Raw genomic sequence first — 16,803 nt, forward strand, 5'->3', positions numbered from 1 at the left:
GTTATGACAGTACGCAGAAAAATTGCTTTGGTGGTGTACTCGCTGGGCATGGGTGGGGCAGAAAAAGTTGTGTCTGACTTGTCATTCCAGTTTGCAAAGCAGCATGATGTGACGCTCATTTTGTTTGATGCCAGCCACATGTATTACCCTTATGCGGGGGAATTGATCGACATTCAGTGTCCTTCCAAACATGGCTTTATCTTTAAAGTGTTCAATTTTTTGGATCGTGCCAGCCAACTTCGGCGTATTTTCAAAGTAAAGCGTTTTGATACGATTATCAGTGTGATGGAACATGCCAGCTTTCCGTCAATCTTAGCCAGCAGCCAAACTATTGCTGCAAATCATTGCAATCCTGAAAGGAATTTCACCCGATTTGACTGGTTGTTTGCGCGTTGGTTGTATCCGCGTGCTAAAAAAGTTATTGCGGTTTCCAAAGATGGAATGAGCATTTTTCAGCAGCATTTGAAGCTGAAAAATATTGATTGCTTGTATAACCCGGTGAATTTGTACCGTATTCGTGAATTGGCTAAGGAACGTCCAGCAGTAGTCGTCAATGGCGCTTATATCGTGGCAGCAGGCCGGTTGAGTCCTGAAAAAAACTTCGCCAGCTTACTGGAGGCTTATGCACATTCACAAGCATCGCAAACCTTCAAATTATTAATTCTGGGGGAGGGGCCAGAGCGTCTTGCCTTAGAACAACACATTAAGCAGTTAGGTTTAGAAGAGCGGGTGCTCATGCCGGGTTTTATGCGTAACCCTTACCCGTATATTGCAAATGCCCATTGTTTGGTGTTGTCCAGCTTGCATGAGGGTTTTCCGGTTATTTTGATTGAAGCCTTGGGTTTAGGGCGTCCCGTCATTTCTACCGATTGTGAAACCGGGCCGCGTGAGATTATCCATGACGGCGAAAATGGTTTATTAGTGTCTACCAATGATTGTGCAGCATTATCAGCCGCACTGGATCGTGTGTGTCTGGATGATGCGTTGCATAGTCACTTTCAGCGAAATGCGATTCCCTCGGTTGAGTATTTGGATATTGAAAAGGTGGCAGAACAATGGCTTGCTATTTGAAGCGTTGGTATTGCTACGCTTTATTGTTGCTGGGTTTGAGCGGCTGTTCACCCGAACCGTCTGTACCGGGATTGCAAGTCAAAGCAATTGGTGTGTTGGAACGGTTTGCGCCATTTGAGCCAGTGGTAGGGAGCGATCAGGTGGATATTTTCGCCGCCCGCAATGAGTACGAAGGTTTTCAGTTGGTCATCACAGCAGGTCAAGCCGGGGCGATGAATGTACAGCTCAGTGTTTCCTCATTACGTAGCTCAGACGGTGAAGTAATTGACGGTTTGCAGGTATTCCGTGAGCGTTATGTCAAAGTGAGTACTCCGTCGCCCTATTCGCCGTATCCACCACAATCATGGCCGGATATTTTATTGCCTGTTATGAATGTTACTGAGGGTGTGTCGAGTGCTTATCGGGCATTTCCGCAAAATTTGAGTGCAGGTGAAAACTTACCGGTGTGGGTTGATGTGCATATTCCGGCAAACACCAAGCCCGGTCAGTATAGTGGGCACGTAACGGTAAGTGCTGATGGTTATGCGCCTTTAGAATTGCCTGTTAATTTGACGGTATGGAATTTTACTTTGCCGGAGCGTTCTCCCTTACGCACGGTGTTTGGTACAAATGGCTACCGGGTGGCGGAGATTTACGGCTTTGAACGTACTGGGAAATCGGCGGTGGATAATGGTTTGATTCGTGCTTACAACGATTTTATGTTGGATCACTATTTGACGCCGGAAAGCCTGTGGGATGCTTCACCGGAAGCGGATGCGACCGGCAAACCCGATTTTCAGCGTAAGTTTGCGGGTTTGGGAACCGTTACCGACAATATGCGCCATTACATGCAAGAAAAGCACGCTTCCACTTACACCTATGTGTTTGCGGATAGTTATCCATTTACTGATCCTTTGGGTAAGGATCGCCAACAAGCTAAGCAATTTATGCGGGAATATGCGGGTTGGTGCGCGGCGCACGCGGGGGCTGAGCGTTGTTATACCGACCCCTCTTTTGTGGATGAGCCGGATACCCGCGAAGCCTATCAGTATGCGCGGCGTTGGGGGGCGTTTTTTGATGAAATACCGTTGCCCAAAGATGCAAAGATTCGTTATCAGGTTAGCGAGCCACCGCTAAACGAAGAGCCTGCATTAGGCAATCTGGCAGGGGCGGTGGATGTGTGGATTCCCAAGTTTTACGATTTGTGGCGGGATGTGGATCATCTTGGTAAAAATGCAGTATCTCAGCGTTTAGCTGCGGGTGAGGAAGTATGGGCATACACCGCTTTGGTGACAGACTTTAAGGAATACCAGCAACTGAATCCACGTGCTGAGGTGCTAACCGGCAATTATCCACCCGTATGGCAATTGGATTTTCCTGCGATTAATTACCGGATACCAACGTGGTTGTTGCATCGTTATGGCGTCACGGGTCTGGGGTATTGGGATACGCTGGCAGGAGCGGAAAATGCCACTATTTGGCAAGATGCGGCGAGTTTCATCAGTGATAACCCGCCAGGCATGGTGTTTAATGGCGATGGTTTGTTGGTATATCCGGCTAAACAAGCGCAAATCGGCTTTGATGGCCCAGTCGCTTCCTTGCGCCTGAAATGGATACGCGAGTCAGTGGAAGATTATATGTACATTGATTTGCTGTTACAGGCCGGTGAAAGCGCTTTTGTTGAACAGCAAGTGGGGCGAATTGCGCGTGATTTTGGTCATTGGGATAACAATCCCGTTTTGTTAATGCAAGTGAGGCAGGCGTTAGGCGAACGTCTGGCAAGTTTATGAATACGCTGCGCAATGCTGCGGTATTTTTCATGATGATCTTGGTATTTGCCTTGCCAACGGATGGGGCGGTTGAAGTAGCAGGAATGTCATTGGTAAAAATTGCTGGGTTAATGGCGTTTGGGTTAGCTGGGTTGCTATTAGTTATGGGCAATAATATTCATGCGATGCAGGCGTTTCATACTACCGTACTGCTGTATGTGGCGTGGGTTCTGTTGTCGTATACCTGGTCGGAAATGCCCGTGCCGTATGAAACCACGCAAGCAGTCAGCAGTGAGCAAGCATTAAAAAGTAATCTGTATATCCTGATGATTAGCTTATTACTGTTTCAACTGATCACGACAGCGCATGACTTAACGAAATTGTATATTGCGTTGGTGTTAGGTTCATTCTGGTTGGTGTATTTGATGGTTAAAGATTATCAAGTGACAGCCAATACGGTACGCCATGAAATAAAACAATTCGATGCCAATGAAGTATCAGTGAAATTAGCGATGGTCATACCATTGGCGATTTACTTACTAACACAAGTGAAACAATGGTGGTGGCGTTTATTGGGGCTGGCTTATATCCCAGCAGCGGCATTTACCATTTTGATTACAGGGTCACGCACAGGCGCGGTTATTATGGTATTGGGGTTGGCGGGTTTCTTACCCAGTATTCTACGGGCTGGTTGGTTGGGTAAAGCGGCAAGCGGATTGGTTATGGTGGTGGCACTGATTGCAGTGGCGAATATTATTCCACAAAAAACCATTGAGCGTATTTTTTCGACCGGCAAAGAGATTTCCAGCGGCACTTTAAATGAGCGCAGCGTAATATGGGCAAATGCGTATGAGGAGTGGGAAGAAAGTCCGCTGTATGGTCACGGGTTAGGGTCTTTTCGCCGCATTATCAATCCGTACAATGTGGACTATACCGCCCATAACAGTTTTGTGGCGATTACGGCTGAACAAGGTATTGTGGGTGTCGTGTTGTACTTGAGCGTGATAGGCATTGTGTTGGTTCTGGCTTGGCGCTTGCCGGGTGATGAACGCTGGCTACTGTTGCTCATGTTGTTAGTGGTAGTGATTGGACAAATGTCCTTAACGCTGCAAGACAGGATGTATATTTGGTTTGCTTATACGCTGACTGCTTTAAATTTTTATATTAAAAATAATGCGCCGGTGGCGAAAGATTTTAACAAGGTATCTATACCGACATGAAAAAGATAGCGATTGTTATTGCTGAATTAGCTGCCCCAGGTGGGGCAGAGAAGGTTGCGGTAGATCTTGCAGAGGAGTTTCGCCAGCGTGATTATGAAGTGACGGTCGTTAAGTTTGCGCGTTTGCCAGTGGATATTACCCGTTACGATATTCCCGTGCGCATGATTAATCTCGATATTCCTGAACGACAAGGTGGTTTGTTTACGCAGATTACTGTTTTGTTGCGACGGGCTTGGCAGTTCCGGCAGTTATTTCAACGTGAGCAGTTTGATCATATTTTTTCGTTTCTGGAAGCGGCGAATGTGCCGTGTGCATTGGCTTGCCCTGACTCAGTATTATCCGTACACCTTGATCCTAGCACTATGACCCGTAGCGAGTGGTTGGCTTTTCGTTGGTTATATCCACGTGCGAAACGGGTAATTGCGGTGTCGCGGCAGATGCAGGATTTACTGGAAAAACAGGCACACCTGAAAAATGTGAACTGTATTTATAACCCAGTGAATACCCGCCTGATTGCGGAAAAGTCTCAGGAGGTTATTGGCTTTGAGGGACGTTTTATTCTCGGTGTGGGACGTCTAGAAAAGCAGAAGCGTTTTGACTTGCTGATCGAGGCATTTGCACGTAGCAAGGCACAACAAGATTGTCAGTTGCTGATTGTCGGACGTGGTACGCAGCAAGCCATGTTAGAGCAGCATATTAAGACCTTGGGGATGGAAGAACGTGTTGTGTTAGTCGGATTTGATGCGAATCCTTACAAGTACATGGCAAAAGCAGAATTTCAGGTGATGAGCAGCGATTATGAGGGCTACCCGCTGGTATTGATTGAGGCGCTTTCTTTAGGTTGTCCGATTGTGTCGACGGATTGCCCGACAGGGCCACGCGAGATTATTCGTCATGGCGAAAATGGTTTGTTGGTTGAAAAAGGCAATGTGGATGCACTGGCGGCTGGAATAGATACCTTGTTTTTTGATCAAGAGCAATGTGAACGCTTGCGCCAACAGGCTAAGGAATCGGTGCGTAACAATGATATTGCTGCGGTTGCTGATGCATGGCTGGCAGCATGATGGCGGTGCATCATGTACGTTAAACACAGTTTGATTTATTTGTTGGCAAAGCTTGCCCCGGCGCTGGCAAGTTTTGTGGTATTGGCACTGTATACGCGCTGGATGTCAGCCGAGGAATACGGCATTTTCACGACGATATTGGTGGTGGCTTCCAGTGTCAGTCTGTTTGCTTTTGGTTGGTTGTACGTCGGTATCATGCGTTTTTGGGATAAGCAGACGCTGACAGCGGGAGCGGTGGAACGTTTAATTAGTGCATCGGTGTTGTTGATTGCTTTGTTTGTTGGGGTGCTGACCGCAGTATTTGCGTGGTTGACGGGGCAATGGGCGGTGGCTGGCGGATTTTTTGCGGTATTTATCAGTTCGGCATTTTATGAGGCTTATCAACGCATTAACTCTATCACCTTAAAAGTTGATCATTATTTATGGGCTGAGGTCGGGCGTACTGTATTGACGATGGGCAGTGGTTTGTTGTTGGTTTGGGCAGGGTATTCATGGTTGGGTGCTATTGGTGGCGTGATTCTGGGAGTGTTGCTAGTTTTGGTATTGTCAGGTGCATTGTGGCGGCATTTTCGGCTTTCTTGGCAGGAATTGGACAGGGGTGTGCTTAAGTCCTTGCTGGTGTACGGTTTGCCTTTGAGTTTGTCTTTTGTACTGTTGGAAATCATCCATGCTGCTGATCGGGTGATGTTGGGCTGGTTACTGGGTTATGCGCAGGCAGGCGAATACGCGGTGGCTTATAACCTGCCGTTTCAGATTTTGATGATGCTGACCAGTTCGTTGAATCTGGCAGCTTATCCTTTGGTTATCCGTACTTTGGAGCAAGCAGGGCGGGAACAGGCAGAGGCGCGTCTCCAGCAATATTTTGTATTACTGATGGGGGTTTCCATTCCGGCTATTTTTGGATTGCTGGGGATCGCTGAGGCATTTATTCCTTTGTTGGTGGGGCCTGAGTTTGTACCCACATCATTGAGTCTATTACCGTGGATTGGGCTGGCTATTTTTGCCAATTGCACGTATTTGTTCTACGTCTCGTTGGCGTTTCAGTTGGCAGAATACACTGCCGGTTCGGTCAAAGTGGTGGGGGTGGCGGCAGTTGTGAATGTGGTGCTGAATTTGATCCTGATCCCTACGCAGGGTGTGTTGGGTGCTGTATTGGCGTCGATTGCGGCGTATCTGATTTGCGTGGTGTATGGTTATTATCTGGGCAAGCAGCATTTTGCTTTGAATATCCCCGTATTGGCGTTAAGCAAGATTCTACTGGCGGCTTTAGGTATGTACCTGTTAATGGAGCAGTTGCCAGTATTAGCGTTGCACGGTGCGTATGTGGTGGCGTTGAAAATACTGTTGGGAGTGCTGACGTATGCAGCGTTGGTATGGTTGTTGGATATTGCTAAGGTTCGGCAATTAGTGAGAACGAGGTGCGTATGGGCAACATGCTCTACATCATCACCTCGCTGAGCGTGGGTGGGGCGCAAAAAGCCTTGCTGAATTTGGCAACGTCTGAGTTCAGGCGTGACTATTCACCCGTGGTGATTTCACTGGTAGAGGTTGAAGGGGTGCAGCAACAGTTTGCTCAGGCGGATATTCCGGTGCATGTATTAGGGATAAATCGGCTGGCAAAATTGCCTTGGCTATTGCCGCGTTTGTTGCGTTTGGTCAGGGCGATTCAGCCAGAGTTCATTCACGGGTGGATGCACCACGGTAATGTGTTTGCCACATTGGCGTGGATGTTCGCAGGTTGTCGCCCGGTATTATTGTGGGGAATGCACCATACGCCGGAAAAAGCGACGTTAGAACGTGCTCAACATGCGCTAGTGCTCAAGGTGGGGCGCTGGTTATCACGTTTCCCGCAGCACATTGTGTATGTGTCACGCCGTAGTATGCAGCGTCATGCGGAACTGGGTTATGTCACCACACAGGCGCAAGTGATTGCTAATGGCATTCCTTTGCGACATTCACAGCAGGCAGCAGAGGCGCGTGCCAGTGTGCGCGAGGAGCTGGGAATTCCGGTAACGACGGTGTTGATCGGTAGCTTGACCCGTTACGTGCCGGAAAAAGACATTCCCAATTTGCTGCAAGCCATTGCGTATTATCAAACAAATGGCGGGGATGCCCACTTTCTGTTAGCCGGTGAGGGCATGGATGCTCAACACCCTGTCTTACCCTCCTTGTTGGCGCGGCTTCCAGCGCCGGAGAACGTGCATGTGTTAGGGGTGCGCACGGATGCGGAACGTTTGATTGCCGCGTTGGATATAGCCACGCTGTCTTCACAGCGCGAGGCGTTTCCCTTATTTTTAGCCGAAGCCATGGCCGCAGGCGTGCCGTGTGTGGCGACCGATGTGGGGGATATTGCGGAGTTTGTGGCCGATACCGGGTTGATTGTGCCTGCGGGCGATGCACCAGCGTTGGCGCAAGCGTGGGTAACGCTATTGCAACAGTCAGATGTACAGCGTTATGCCTTGGGGCAACAAGCCCAACAACGCGTTGCTGCCCGTTACAGTCTCGATGCGGTGATCCAGTCGTATCGGCAATTGTTAGCGCCTCCATCTATTCATTCCTAGGCGGTGAATTAAACGTGGCATTAAGCGGCAAAGTATTATAAAAACAAGGCAAGTCTGAACCACCTTCCCCTATAAGGTTTGCCGATCATGCCTGATGATTTGTTTCCCCTCTATTTGCAGCAATTGTATGCCCGCCGTAGCCAATTGCAGGAAAAACTTGCCCGCTCCAGGCAAGAACGCGACTTTACCGATGACCCGAAACACCAGATGCGGCTTGAACGCGATCAGGTCGAAACCGAACACGCCTTGTACCAGCTTGAACTGGATATTTGCCAGCAAGGGCTGCGCGAAGTACGCCAGCGTAAGTTGAAGCGTTCGTATGATAAGGCGCTATTGCTTGCCCAGCATTTGCTGTTGGATCAGCCGGATCACCGCGAGTTACAGCAAGAAGTGGTGGAGTTGGAAAAGCTGGAACAGCAAGAGGCATTAGCCGATAGTTATGCAGCACGTTTACTGCGTATCGTAGATGAGCGTTTCAAAGTGATTCGCCACAAAGTGATGGCGGCATTGCGTACCGATACTGGGCGGCGTTACTAGGTTCTGGTTCAGCAGGTGGATGACTTGTTAGCTATACTTCAACCGCCCATAATTGCAGATTCCTCAAAGGTCTGAAAGTTGAGAGTCAGCAAGGAGTCCAAGGCTTTTTTATGCGTAGTGTGGGTTTGTGCCAAACAGGCATCAATGGCCTGCGCAAACGCGGTAAAGTTTTCATGGTAACGTGAATACAGGCATTCCTTCTTCACAAACTTCCAGAGGCGCTCAATCAGGTTCAGGTTGGGGGAATAAGCGGGTAGGAACAACAGTTCGATCCCGAGTGTTTGGGCGAATGTTTGTACCAGGCTACAGCGCTGGTAACGGGCATTGTCCATCACCAAGGTCACCGGGACATCCAGGGCCAATGCCTTGATTTGCCGAAGCAACTGACAAACACTTTGGGAGTTGATGTAACTGTCATTGGTCACGGTGACCAGTTCATGGGTGACTGCATTCAACGCACCGAGGACATTGTAGCGCTGGCGTCCGGCAGGGGCGCGGATGAACAGCCGGGTGAAACACCACAGGAACCCCAGAAACGGGGCCAGGACAAAATGGGCGGCGTCGACAAAGAAAACGGCGCGTTTTCCGGCCTTGGCCTCCTCAAGACGCGGCTCCAGCTCTTTTTTTAAAAGTCTCCTGGGCAGCAGGGTCGGCTTTCGCCGGTATCATCCCCACCTTCCTGACGGACAAACCCAAGTCATGCAGGAATAGCCGCACGGCTTCCCGCTTGAGTTCAAGGCCGGTTAAGCGCTGTATATCAGCGATCGCCTGACTGATCCGGGTCGGTGGATGCTTCTCAAAATGTTTCTTCAGGGGCTCACGGAAAGGTTCCAACCGGCGGGTTGGGCGACGGAAATCCAGTTGTTCCAAGGCAGCGATCCCACCTTGTTGGTAACGTTTCAAATAACGGGTGACCGTCGTTGAACTCACCTGTGCCAGCCGTTCAATGTCCCCATGCGCCATTCCCTGGCTTTTTAGCCACAACACTTCCATCCGTTGGCGGACGCGAGGGTGGGCATGGCGGTAACGCCCCTCATTCAAGGCGGTTTGATCGGATTCGCTGAAGTCTATCTGGATCATGGAAAGGACGACCGGTTGCCAATAACAGCCGTACTTTGCTTGAGGGCTTCTCATTATTCAACAGCTATTCACGGGCAAAGTATAAGCAAGTCACGGCGGCTGAATTCTGCGAGTGGTGGCAGGAAACTCGCACAGAGGGGGCAGTGTCAGATTTTATCGCGGATGAGAAGCAAGGTGTGGCGGAGCGCGTCCGTCAAGGCAAGGTTGCCTTGTTTCTTGGCAGTGGTGTATCAGGATTGGGGGCGCAGGAAAGTGAGCTGGCGGCGCAGCTTGCCCAGCAAGCCCCGTATGAGGCTTTTACGGGTAGCCTTTCGTCCATTGCTGAATATTACCGCCTCAAGTTCAATTTGGGGATGGATAAATTACTGGCGCGGATGGATGAAATCTTGCCGAATGATTCCCAGCAGGCGACGCTTTATCAAACCTTGTCACAGGTTCCGGCACGGGGTGTGAACAAAAGTGCGGTAAACCTCATGCCGCCTCAGCGGTGTTTCGCCAATAATGCTTCCATTGCTGGTTTCCCCGCATGACCCTCAACGCCAACATATCCGCCGCATTATCACTTTTCCACCATGCCCCCGATTTTTTTAAGCGTTGCTGGATGATGTAACGGTGTGCACTTTCTATTTCGCCCGACCCCACGGGCAATCCGAGGGATTTTGCTGTCGGGTAATCCAGTTGCTCAATGCGGTTGCTCAGGTAACGGTGACAAGCTCGTACTGGGGCGTTACTGTCTTCTACCGTTTCTGCTTCGAGGAAAGGTTTCAGTGTGTCGATGACCGCTTGAGCTTGACCATCCTGTAGGGCTTTTTTCTGTTTGGCAAACCATTTATCCTTGTCCTTGAGGCATGAACAGCTTGCGGATGCTGCTGATAGGTATTCACAAACATGATAAAAATCAATCAGGTAATGTCCTTGTGTGCCAAATTGTTCATCCACTTGACGGTTGATCCAGCTTGCCCCATCACCCACCGCATGGAGGAACGTGCTTTTTCCAAATCCAGCACGGCAGGCGGTGTCGAATAAGATTTTTCCAGCATCTTCTACCGTGCCACCGAATATTGCGCCAAACGTTGGCGTAGCACTGCCTTTGGCGTGGGCAAGACACAGGCGGGCTTCTTTCCAGCTTTCCTTTTTGCCTTTGCGCTTGTCGGGGGCTGTTTCGTCAATCTCGACGATGGGGATCATGCTGCCGTCCATTTCGGCAATGACATAGGCTTTTCCCAACGTGCTTGGATAGTCTTTTATCAACACTTGGGATTCATGGATGCGTTTGGCGTGACCTTCGGTGATGTGTCGGATGCTGCTGGATGCCAGCCGTATCCCGTAATGTTCTTCTAATTTATCAGGCACTTGAGCAAATGAACAGTCCGCCCCAAAGTCCGTCACCGCCCGTTGCAGCGGGAGCGAACAGCCTCGGCAAACAACCTCGGCACTCTGGCTAAAGGGGCGGACACGCTTGCCGGGAATCCGGTAGACCGGTTCGCTTATGTGGATTTTTCCGTAGGTCGTGTGCCAATGACAGTTTTTTTTCCACTCTTTACATACTTCCCAATGCCTTCTTCACAGGCTGGGGCTGTGCATTTTTCTACACGTTTGTTTGCCCATGCAGTGATCGCATCATTTCCCATTTGGCGCAGTTCTTCTATCACCCGCTGTTCGGCGTCTGCTGCTTTGATAATGTCATCACCGGCATTTTCAACCACCTCGATTAGCCCTTCCATCCGAGCTTTTAATGCGGGGTTGCGGTTCAAGGCTTCTAAAAGTTTTTGGTCGCGGGAGCTAACTGTCAACATGGGAAAGTCCTTTTTCTCTGGTTTTAGGGGATGCCATCTTAGTCTACAGGACACCGCACTTTTGTTCACACCCTCCGGCACGACTGGTGTTGATTTCTTCGGCTTATGATGATTTGTTGGAGCAAGCGTTCACGCTGGCAGGCAAGCCGTTTGCCCGCTTGAGCGCGATGATACGCAAAGGCAACAAACACGAGGTGGGGCATGTACAGGTGGAGTTTTCAGATGGGAATGCCGCCGCTGGGGTATATACCAGCGAACAGGTGTCCACCTTGGAAAAAACACTGGCTGATTATTCCATAATCTACAAAATGCGCGGTACATGCCGTAGCAACGGTAATGCGCGTGAAGCCCTTACTGTGACTGAAAGTGACTATTTCAGCTTTGCCCAGAACACGGCGGCGATACTCCCCAACTACTTGGTGGCGCAACTGGGGGATTTGGGCTTGCTGTTTGTGGGGTATCGCCCACGCCATTGGGAAGACCGTTTGTTGGCAACCGTGTTATTGAAACGGCGGCAAGCGCCAGAACCGTGTTTCCGTTTGGTGCAGACGGGGGAAGAGCCGTTGGAAACGGTGTTTTGGCAGCGGCGTAGCGTACAGCCGTATGCGATGGATGTGCAGGAGCTGGAGCAGTATTTGGTGGGAGGGGTGGCGTGATGGAAGAGAAGAAAATCCCCCCTATACCTTACAGCGTCAAGACCTGAACATTTTTAAAGGTTTGAAAATTTGTTGTCATCAACTGGGTCAGTTCTTTCTTGTGATCGGTATCCAGCTTGTCGAGACAGTTGGTGATGGCCGCCTTGAAAGCGGGAAACTTATCATAGTATTTCGAGTACAAGCATTTTTTCTTGACGAACTTCCACAACCGTTCAATCAGATTGAGGTTGGGTGAATAGGTCGGTAAAAATAATAGTTCAATATTGAGCCTTTTCGCACAGGCAAACACGGCTTCACAGCGTTGATACTTGGCATTATCCAAGACCAAAGTGATCGGTATTTTGAGTGCTAACGCTGCAATTTTTTCCAATAATTCACACACGCTGTTAGCGTTGATATAGGAGTCGTTAGTGATCGTGATGAGTTGTAGCGTTATCGCATTGAGTGCGCCCAATACGTTGTAGCGTTGTCGACCACAGGGGGCTTTGATGAATACGCGGGAAAATGACCACAAAAACCCCAGAAACGGTGCTAACACGAAGTGGGCGGCATCGACAAAAAAAGGGCGCGTTTGCCCTCCTTAGCCTCCTGAATGCGCGGTTTTAGTTCATTTTCCAGGAACTTTTCTTGTGCTTCCACATCAGCTTTGGCGGGTATCATCCCCACTTTATGGATGTCCATCCCTATTTTCTTCATAAAGACACGTACCCTGTCCTCACTGCGTTTGATGCCTGTCAGCTCCTCAATCTTAGCGGCTGCCGCCTTGCTGGTTGCGGGGGGATATTCACGAAAATAGGCTTCAATCTTGTCTTTATATGCCATCAAATCACTCTGTGGTTTATTGAATCGTATTTCTTTAAGAGCTTCTAAACCGTTAGGTTGTAGGTAGGCGTTTAGGTAGGCAAGCAGCGTGGCTTCTGTAATCCTTTCCAATCGTTTGATTTCCTTATGCGTCAACTGTTGGGATTTCAGGTACAGCACGGACATTTTCTTACGGACTCTGGGATGAGGATGGCGCTCCTTCCAGTAGAACAGCTCCGCTATCTCATCCTCAGTGAAAGTGATTTTTAATGTCATACATTACTCATGGCTGCTTTTGTTACCAGTCATCTAACCATATTTCCTTGATCAAAAAAACTATTTTATGGCACGGACTGGTATAGCCCCCCTTTTGCAAAGGGGGGGATGGAAGAAGCGCCGTATCCGGGGTTGCGTCCGTTTGCGGAAAGTGAGCAGGGTAAGTTTTTTGGGCGTGAAGCGGATAAAGCCATTCTGGTGGACAAGATTTTGGGCAACCGTTTGACGCTGTTGTTTGCGGCGAGTGGGGTAGGCAAAAGCTCGTTGCTGAATGCGGCGGTGATTCCGCATCTGACCGCAGCGGGTGGGGAAAACGTGGCGGTGGTGCGCAATATCCATTGGGCGGATGAGCCATTAAGCCGCTTGCACACGGTGGTACGCGATACCTTGCAACAGAAAGCGATTTTGCCTGCTGATGTGCCGACGGAAGGGACAAGCCTGCTGCAACTGCTGGAAATGTGTAGCTTATTCATACGTCGTCCGCCGTTGGTGTTGGTGCTGGATCAGTTTGAGGACTTTTTCCGCTATAACCGTTATCACCCGTCATTCCGCCCGTTTATTGAGCAGCTTACGGCGGTGATTTTGGATAACACGCTGCCGGTGAGTGTGGTGATTTCCATGCGTGAAGATTTTGCGATGGAAATGAATGCCTTCAAGCCGCAATTGCCAACCTTGTTGTTTGAAAACTATTACCGGCTGGAAAAGCTTAGCCCGGTGGCGGCGACCCAGGCGATTCTCGACCCGGTGCGGCAGGTGGATTGCGATTATGAGCCGGAACTGTTGCAACACTTGCTGGCAGATTTGAAAGAGCGCAAGCGGGACGGGCTGGAATTGCCGCATCAACCCAGCGAAGGGGCAGGGGTGGAGGTGATTGACCCGCCGTATTTGCAGATTGTGTGTGGCTACCTGTGGCGGCTCAAGGGGGATGGGAAACTGCTGCGTTTGGCGGATTACCAGCGGGCAGGGGGCGTGACCGGAATTCTGGATTATTTCCTGAATGACCATTTGCAAGGCTTGTCTCCGGCGGAAAAGCAGTTGGCTTCGCGGGCGTTTGATTATCTGGCGGCACAGCGCGGTATCAAGATGGCCTACCCGTTGGCGGTGTTGGCGACTGACTTGTTGAAAGTCAAACCGGACAAACTGGCGGCGGTGCTGGATAAATTGGCGCGGGGTGACATGCGTATTTTGCATAGTCATGAGCGCGATGGGGTGCGCTGGTATGAGCTTTACCATGATATGTATTCCGACAGCATCAGGAACTGGAATACGGCTTGGAAGGAACAGCAGCATAAGCGCCAACGCTTGGTGGCACGGGTCGTGATTGGTGTGTTGCTGGTGGTGCTGGCGGTGTTGGGGGATTCTTTGTGGTGGCTGTCTAGGAATAGTACATTTCCGGCACAATATTTGTTCAAAGAACAGGAGTTTCGTTTGATGAATTGGGGCATTCTGCCCGAACCTTTGCCGGAAATGGTGGAAATTCCCGTGACCACGGGTGAATTTCAATCGGGTGAATTGGATAAGGCTTTTGGTAAATATTACAATAAATCCTTGAGCGAGCAGGGGGCTTACGGTCAGCAAAACTTTGGGTATCCGCCGATTACAGCGGCGCTTTCTGCTCCGTTTGCCGTTGGTCAAGATGAAATCACTTATGAACAATACGACTATTATGTTTGGCAACAGCATCGGGCAGGAAAGACTGAAGAGGAGTTGCCCTATCCGACGGGGGCAACCCGCGATAATGGGCGTGGGCAACGTGCTGTTACTCAGGTGTCTTGGGATGAGGCAGTGGCTTATACCCAATGGTTAAGCACTAAGACAGGTAAAGAATACCGCCTGCCGACAGAAGTGGAATGGGAATATGCTGCTCGTGCTGGTGGCAAGACGGCGTATCCTTGGGGTGATGAAGTGGGTGTGAAGCAGGCAAACTGTAAAAATTGTGGAAGCGATTGGGATGACAAGTTTATTGCACCAGTTGGTAGCTTTGCTGCAAATGAGTGGGGGCTTTACGATACTTCAGGGAATGTTTGGGAGTGGACGTGTTCTGAATGGAAACCTGAACTTGGTGATGATGCAAAGCAGTGTGCAGGGGAGGGTGCATCCGTGCGCCGCGTGATTCGCGGCGGCTCGTGGAACGACTCTCCCGATTGGGTGCGTTCTTCCGCGCGTCTCAGGCTCTACCCCGACTTCCGTAACGATTTTGTGGGTTTTCGCGTTTTGCGCCTTTCCCGCCAGGACAATTAGCCCTGAAGAAAATCCTCCCCCAACCCCTCCTTTTGCAAAGGAGGGGGCAAGAGGGGATTCTGTTGACTATGTGGGGATATTCTCTGGCCTCCCCCTTTGAAAAAGGGGGAATGAGGGGGATTTTCTTCAAGGAAAAAACCATGCTCGATTACAATCCAGCCCTACGAGATGCTGCCCGTGACCTACGCAAGCACCAGACCGAAGCCGAAACGCGCCTCTGGGAAAGGTTACGCCGCAAGCAACTTTGTGGCGTCCAGTTCTACCGCCAGAAACCACTTGGCAGTTTCATTGCCGATTTTTACTGCGCCGCAGCTAACCTCGTTATCGAACTTGACGGCAAACACCATGCCGAAGGCAATCAGCTTGCCTATGACCAAGAGCGCACCCTGCAACTTGAGGCATTGGGTTTGCACATCCTCCGTTTCGACAACCAAAATGTTCTTCAAAACATCGACGTTGTAGTGACGCAGATACAAACCACCCTACTGGCACGCATCCAGTTCCCCCCTTTGAAAAAGGGGGGTTAGGGGGGATTTTCTTTTGCCTGCTCCTAACATCTGCGCTATATTAACTGTACCCTTAAAATGTAGTACAAAGGTACGCCATTATGCACGCCATCGCCATCCGTGAGTTACGCAACAATCCCTCCAGCCTGACTCATGCACTCGAACAAAATGAGTACATTTTTATTACCAAGCACGGCAAACCCATTGGTGTCGCCGTACCCTTGACGGATGAAAACTTGCAAATCGGTTTGATCAAAGCGACAGCCTTGCAAGCATGGCGCAACGGTGATATTTCGCTAGGGAAAATGGCGGAATTGCTGCAAATGGACAAACGGGAATTACGCCATGTGTTATCCAGCATGGGGTTGCCAATGATTGATTATCCGGCTGATGAAGTTTCGGCAGAAGCCGATTTTCTGCTGCAAGACGAACCTGCATGAAAGAGCTGGTTGTCGCTGACAGTTCCCCGTTGATTACGCTGCTGAATATCGGGCGTTTTGATCTGCTGGGGAAGCTGTTTACCCATATTATTGTGCCGCCAATGGTTGCCGAAGAAGTAGGTTGCGGCGAAGCAGATAGCTCCATCTGGTTTGCCATGCAACAATCCGGTTTCATCCGTATCGCAACGCTGCAAGCTGATAAACGCCTGCCGGTGTTGCTGTTGCAAATTGACCCCGGTGAATCAGAAGCTATTTTGCTGGCGGATCAACTCAAGCAACCGTTACTGATTGATGATAAAGCAGGTCGTAAAATGGCGCAGATGATGGGCTTAAGAATTACCGGACTGGTTGGTATTCTGGAGGCACTGCAAAAGAAAGGCGCTCTTTCAGCAGAACAAATGCCCGGAATTCTGGATGATCTGGAAAAAGTGGAATTTCGTCTGAGTGCGGCACTAAAACAGCGTTTACTGGAAGGGAGGCGCTCAAATGCCTGATCTTTTTATCAGCTACGCCCACGTTGACAAACATTGGGTCGATGCTGACCATACCAGCAAGAGAATCGCTTGCAGGGCAAGCTCCTACCGATGTGATTTCCTCCCCCCTTTGCAAAAGGGGGGCTGGGGGGATTTTCTTCAACAAAAACGCGCCGCCCTCGAACAACGCCGCACCTTGCTGCTCGACCTTCTCACCCGCCAGCAAGAAGAGCTAACCTTCGCTGATGACCCCAAACGCCAGATGAAACTGGAACGCGACATCCGCACCACCCAAGCCAGCCTTGCACAGGTTGAATCTGAAATTCGCTAACA

At 50.0% G+C, this 16,803-nt stretch carries 14 protein-coding genes and 3 pseudogenes; 14 read left to right on the plus strand and 3 right to left on the minus strand.

Going from position 1 to position 16,803, the window contains the following annotated elements:
- The first annotated feature begins 3 nt into the window (after positions 1–3).
- The 7 genes from QJT81_11090 (at position 4) to QJT81_11120 (ending at position 8,201) form a co-directional block, all read left to right on the plus strand.
- Positions 4–1,071, plus strand: a complete 1,068-nt coding sequence (locus QJT81_11090) for a glycosyltransferase (GenBank protein WGZ92427.1) — start codon at positions 4–6, stop codon at positions 1,069–1,071.
- On the plus strand, positions 1,056–2,840 hold the full coding sequence (locus tag QJT81_11095) for a DUF4091 domain-containing protein (protein WGZ92428.1): 1,785 nt from the start codon (positions 1,056–1,058) through the stop codon (positions 2,838–2,840). Before QJT81_11090 ends, QJT81_11095 begins: the two co-directional genes overlap by 16 nt.
- Positions 2,837–4,039: an O-antigen ligase family protein gene (locus QJT81_11100; GenBank protein ID WGZ92429.1), complete on the plus strand. Its 1,203-nt coding sequence runs from the start codon at positions 2,837–2,839 to the stop codon at positions 4,037–4,039. Before QJT81_11095 ends, QJT81_11100 begins: the two co-directional genes overlap by 4 nt.
- Positions 4,036–5,103, plus strand: a complete 1,068-nt coding sequence (locus QJT81_11105; GenBank protein WGZ92430.1) for a glycosyltransferase — start codon at positions 4,036–4,038, stop codon at positions 5,101–5,103. Before QJT81_11100 ends, QJT81_11105 begins: the two co-directional genes overlap by 4 nt.
- 12 nt (positions 5,104–5,115) lie before the next feature.
- The gene (locus tag QJT81_11110) at positions 5,116–6,561 is read left to right on the plus strand and encodes an oligosaccharide flippase family protein (protein WGZ92431.1); all 1,446 of its coding nucleotides are present in this window, start codon (positions 5,116–5,118) and stop codon (positions 6,559–6,561) included.
- Entirely contained in the window at positions 6,528–7,664 is a 1,137-nt protein-coding gene (locus QJT81_11115) for a glycosyltransferase (GenBank protein ID WGZ92432.1), read from the plus strand. The genes QJT81_11110 and QJT81_11115 overlap by 34 nt, the downstream gene beginning before the upstream one ends.
- Positions 7,665–7,751: 87 nt before the next feature.
- Positions 7,752–8,201: a hypothetical protein gene (locus QJT81_11120; protein WGZ92433.1), complete on the plus strand. Its 450-nt coding sequence runs from the start codon at positions 7,752–7,754 to the stop codon at positions 8,199–8,201.
- A gap of 38 nt (positions 8,202–8,239) precedes the next feature.
- Here QJT81_11120 and QJT81_11125 read toward each other — a convergent pair.
- Positions 8,240–9,281 (minus strand): annotated as a pseudogene (locus QJT81_11125) (IS630 family transposase).
- A gap of 143 nt (positions 9,282–9,424) precedes the next feature.
- On the opposite strand from QJT81_11125, the gene QJT81_11130 reads away from it, so the two are divergent.
- A complete protein-coding gene (locus tag QJT81_11130; protein WGZ92434.1) occupies positions 9,425–9,811 on the plus strand; it encodes a hypothetical protein in 387 nt (128 codons plus the stop codon).
- On the opposite strand, the pseudogene QJT81_11135 reads toward QJT81_11130, so the two are convergent.
- Positions 9,753–11,077: pseudogene (locus QJT81_11135) on the minus strand (UPF0236 family protein). The gene QJT81_11130 and the pseudogene QJT81_11135 sit on opposite strands and share 59 nt — an antisense overlap.
- An 86-nt stretch (positions 11,078–11,163) precedes the next feature.
- Here QJT81_11135 and QJT81_11140 point away from each other — a divergent pair.
- Positions 11,164–11,733 carry an SIR2 family protein gene (locus QJT81_11140; protein ID WGZ92435.1) on the plus strand — a complete coding sequence of 190 codons (570 nt, stop codon included), beginning with the start codon at positions 11,164–11,166 and terminating at the stop codon, positions 11,731–11,733.
- 28 nt (positions 11,734–11,761) lie between these two features.
- Here the strand turns inward: QJT81_11140 and QJT81_11145 are convergent.
- Positions 11,762–12,810, minus strand: a pseudogene (locus tag QJT81_11145) (IS630 family transposase).
- Between the two features lie 108 nt (positions 12,811–12,918).
- Between QJT81_11145 and QJT81_11150 the strand changes: the two are divergent.
- The 5 genes from QJT81_11150 to QJT81_11170 all read left to right on the plus strand — a co-directional run bounded on the left by QJT81_11150 (position 12,919) and on the right by QJT81_11170 (position 16,801).
- The gene (locus QJT81_11150) at positions 12,919–15,051 is read left to right on the plus strand and encodes an SUMF1/EgtB/PvdO family nonheme iron enzyme (GenBank protein ID WGZ92436.1); all 2,133 of its coding nucleotides are present in this window, start codon (positions 12,919–12,921) and stop codon (positions 15,049–15,051) included.
- Positions 15,052–15,191: 140 nt separating this feature from the next.
- On the plus strand, positions 15,192–15,578 hold the full coding sequence (locus QJT81_11155; protein ID WGZ92437.1) for an endonuclease domain-containing protein: 387 nt from the start codon (positions 15,192–15,194) through the stop codon (positions 15,576–15,578).
- 80 nt (positions 15,579–15,658) lie between these two features.
- Complete coding sequence (locus QJT81_11160; GenBank protein ID WGZ92438.1) at positions 15,659–15,997, plus strand: UPF0175 family protein; 339 nt, start codon at positions 15,659–15,661, stop codon at positions 15,995–15,997.
- Positions 15,994–16,491, plus strand: coding sequence for a hypothetical protein (locus tag QJT81_11165; protein ID WGZ92439.1), 498 nt, complete (start codon positions 15,994–15,996; stop codon positions 16,489–16,491). The genes QJT81_11160 and QJT81_11165 overlap by 4 nt, the downstream gene beginning before the upstream one ends.
- Positions 16,484–16,801, plus strand: coding sequence for a hypothetical protein (locus tag QJT81_11170; GenBank protein ID WGZ92440.1), 318 nt, complete (start codon positions 16,484–16,486; stop codon positions 16,799–16,801). Before QJT81_11165 ends, QJT81_11170 begins: the two co-directional genes overlap by 8 nt.
- The last annotated feature ends 2 nt before the right edge of the window (positions 16,802–16,803 follow it).

Source organism: Candidatus Thiothrix putei (genome assembly GCA_029972225.1).
Classification (GTDB): domain Bacteria; phylum Pseudomonadota; class Gammaproteobacteria; order Thiotrichales; family Thiotrichaceae; genus Thiothrix; species Thiothrix putei.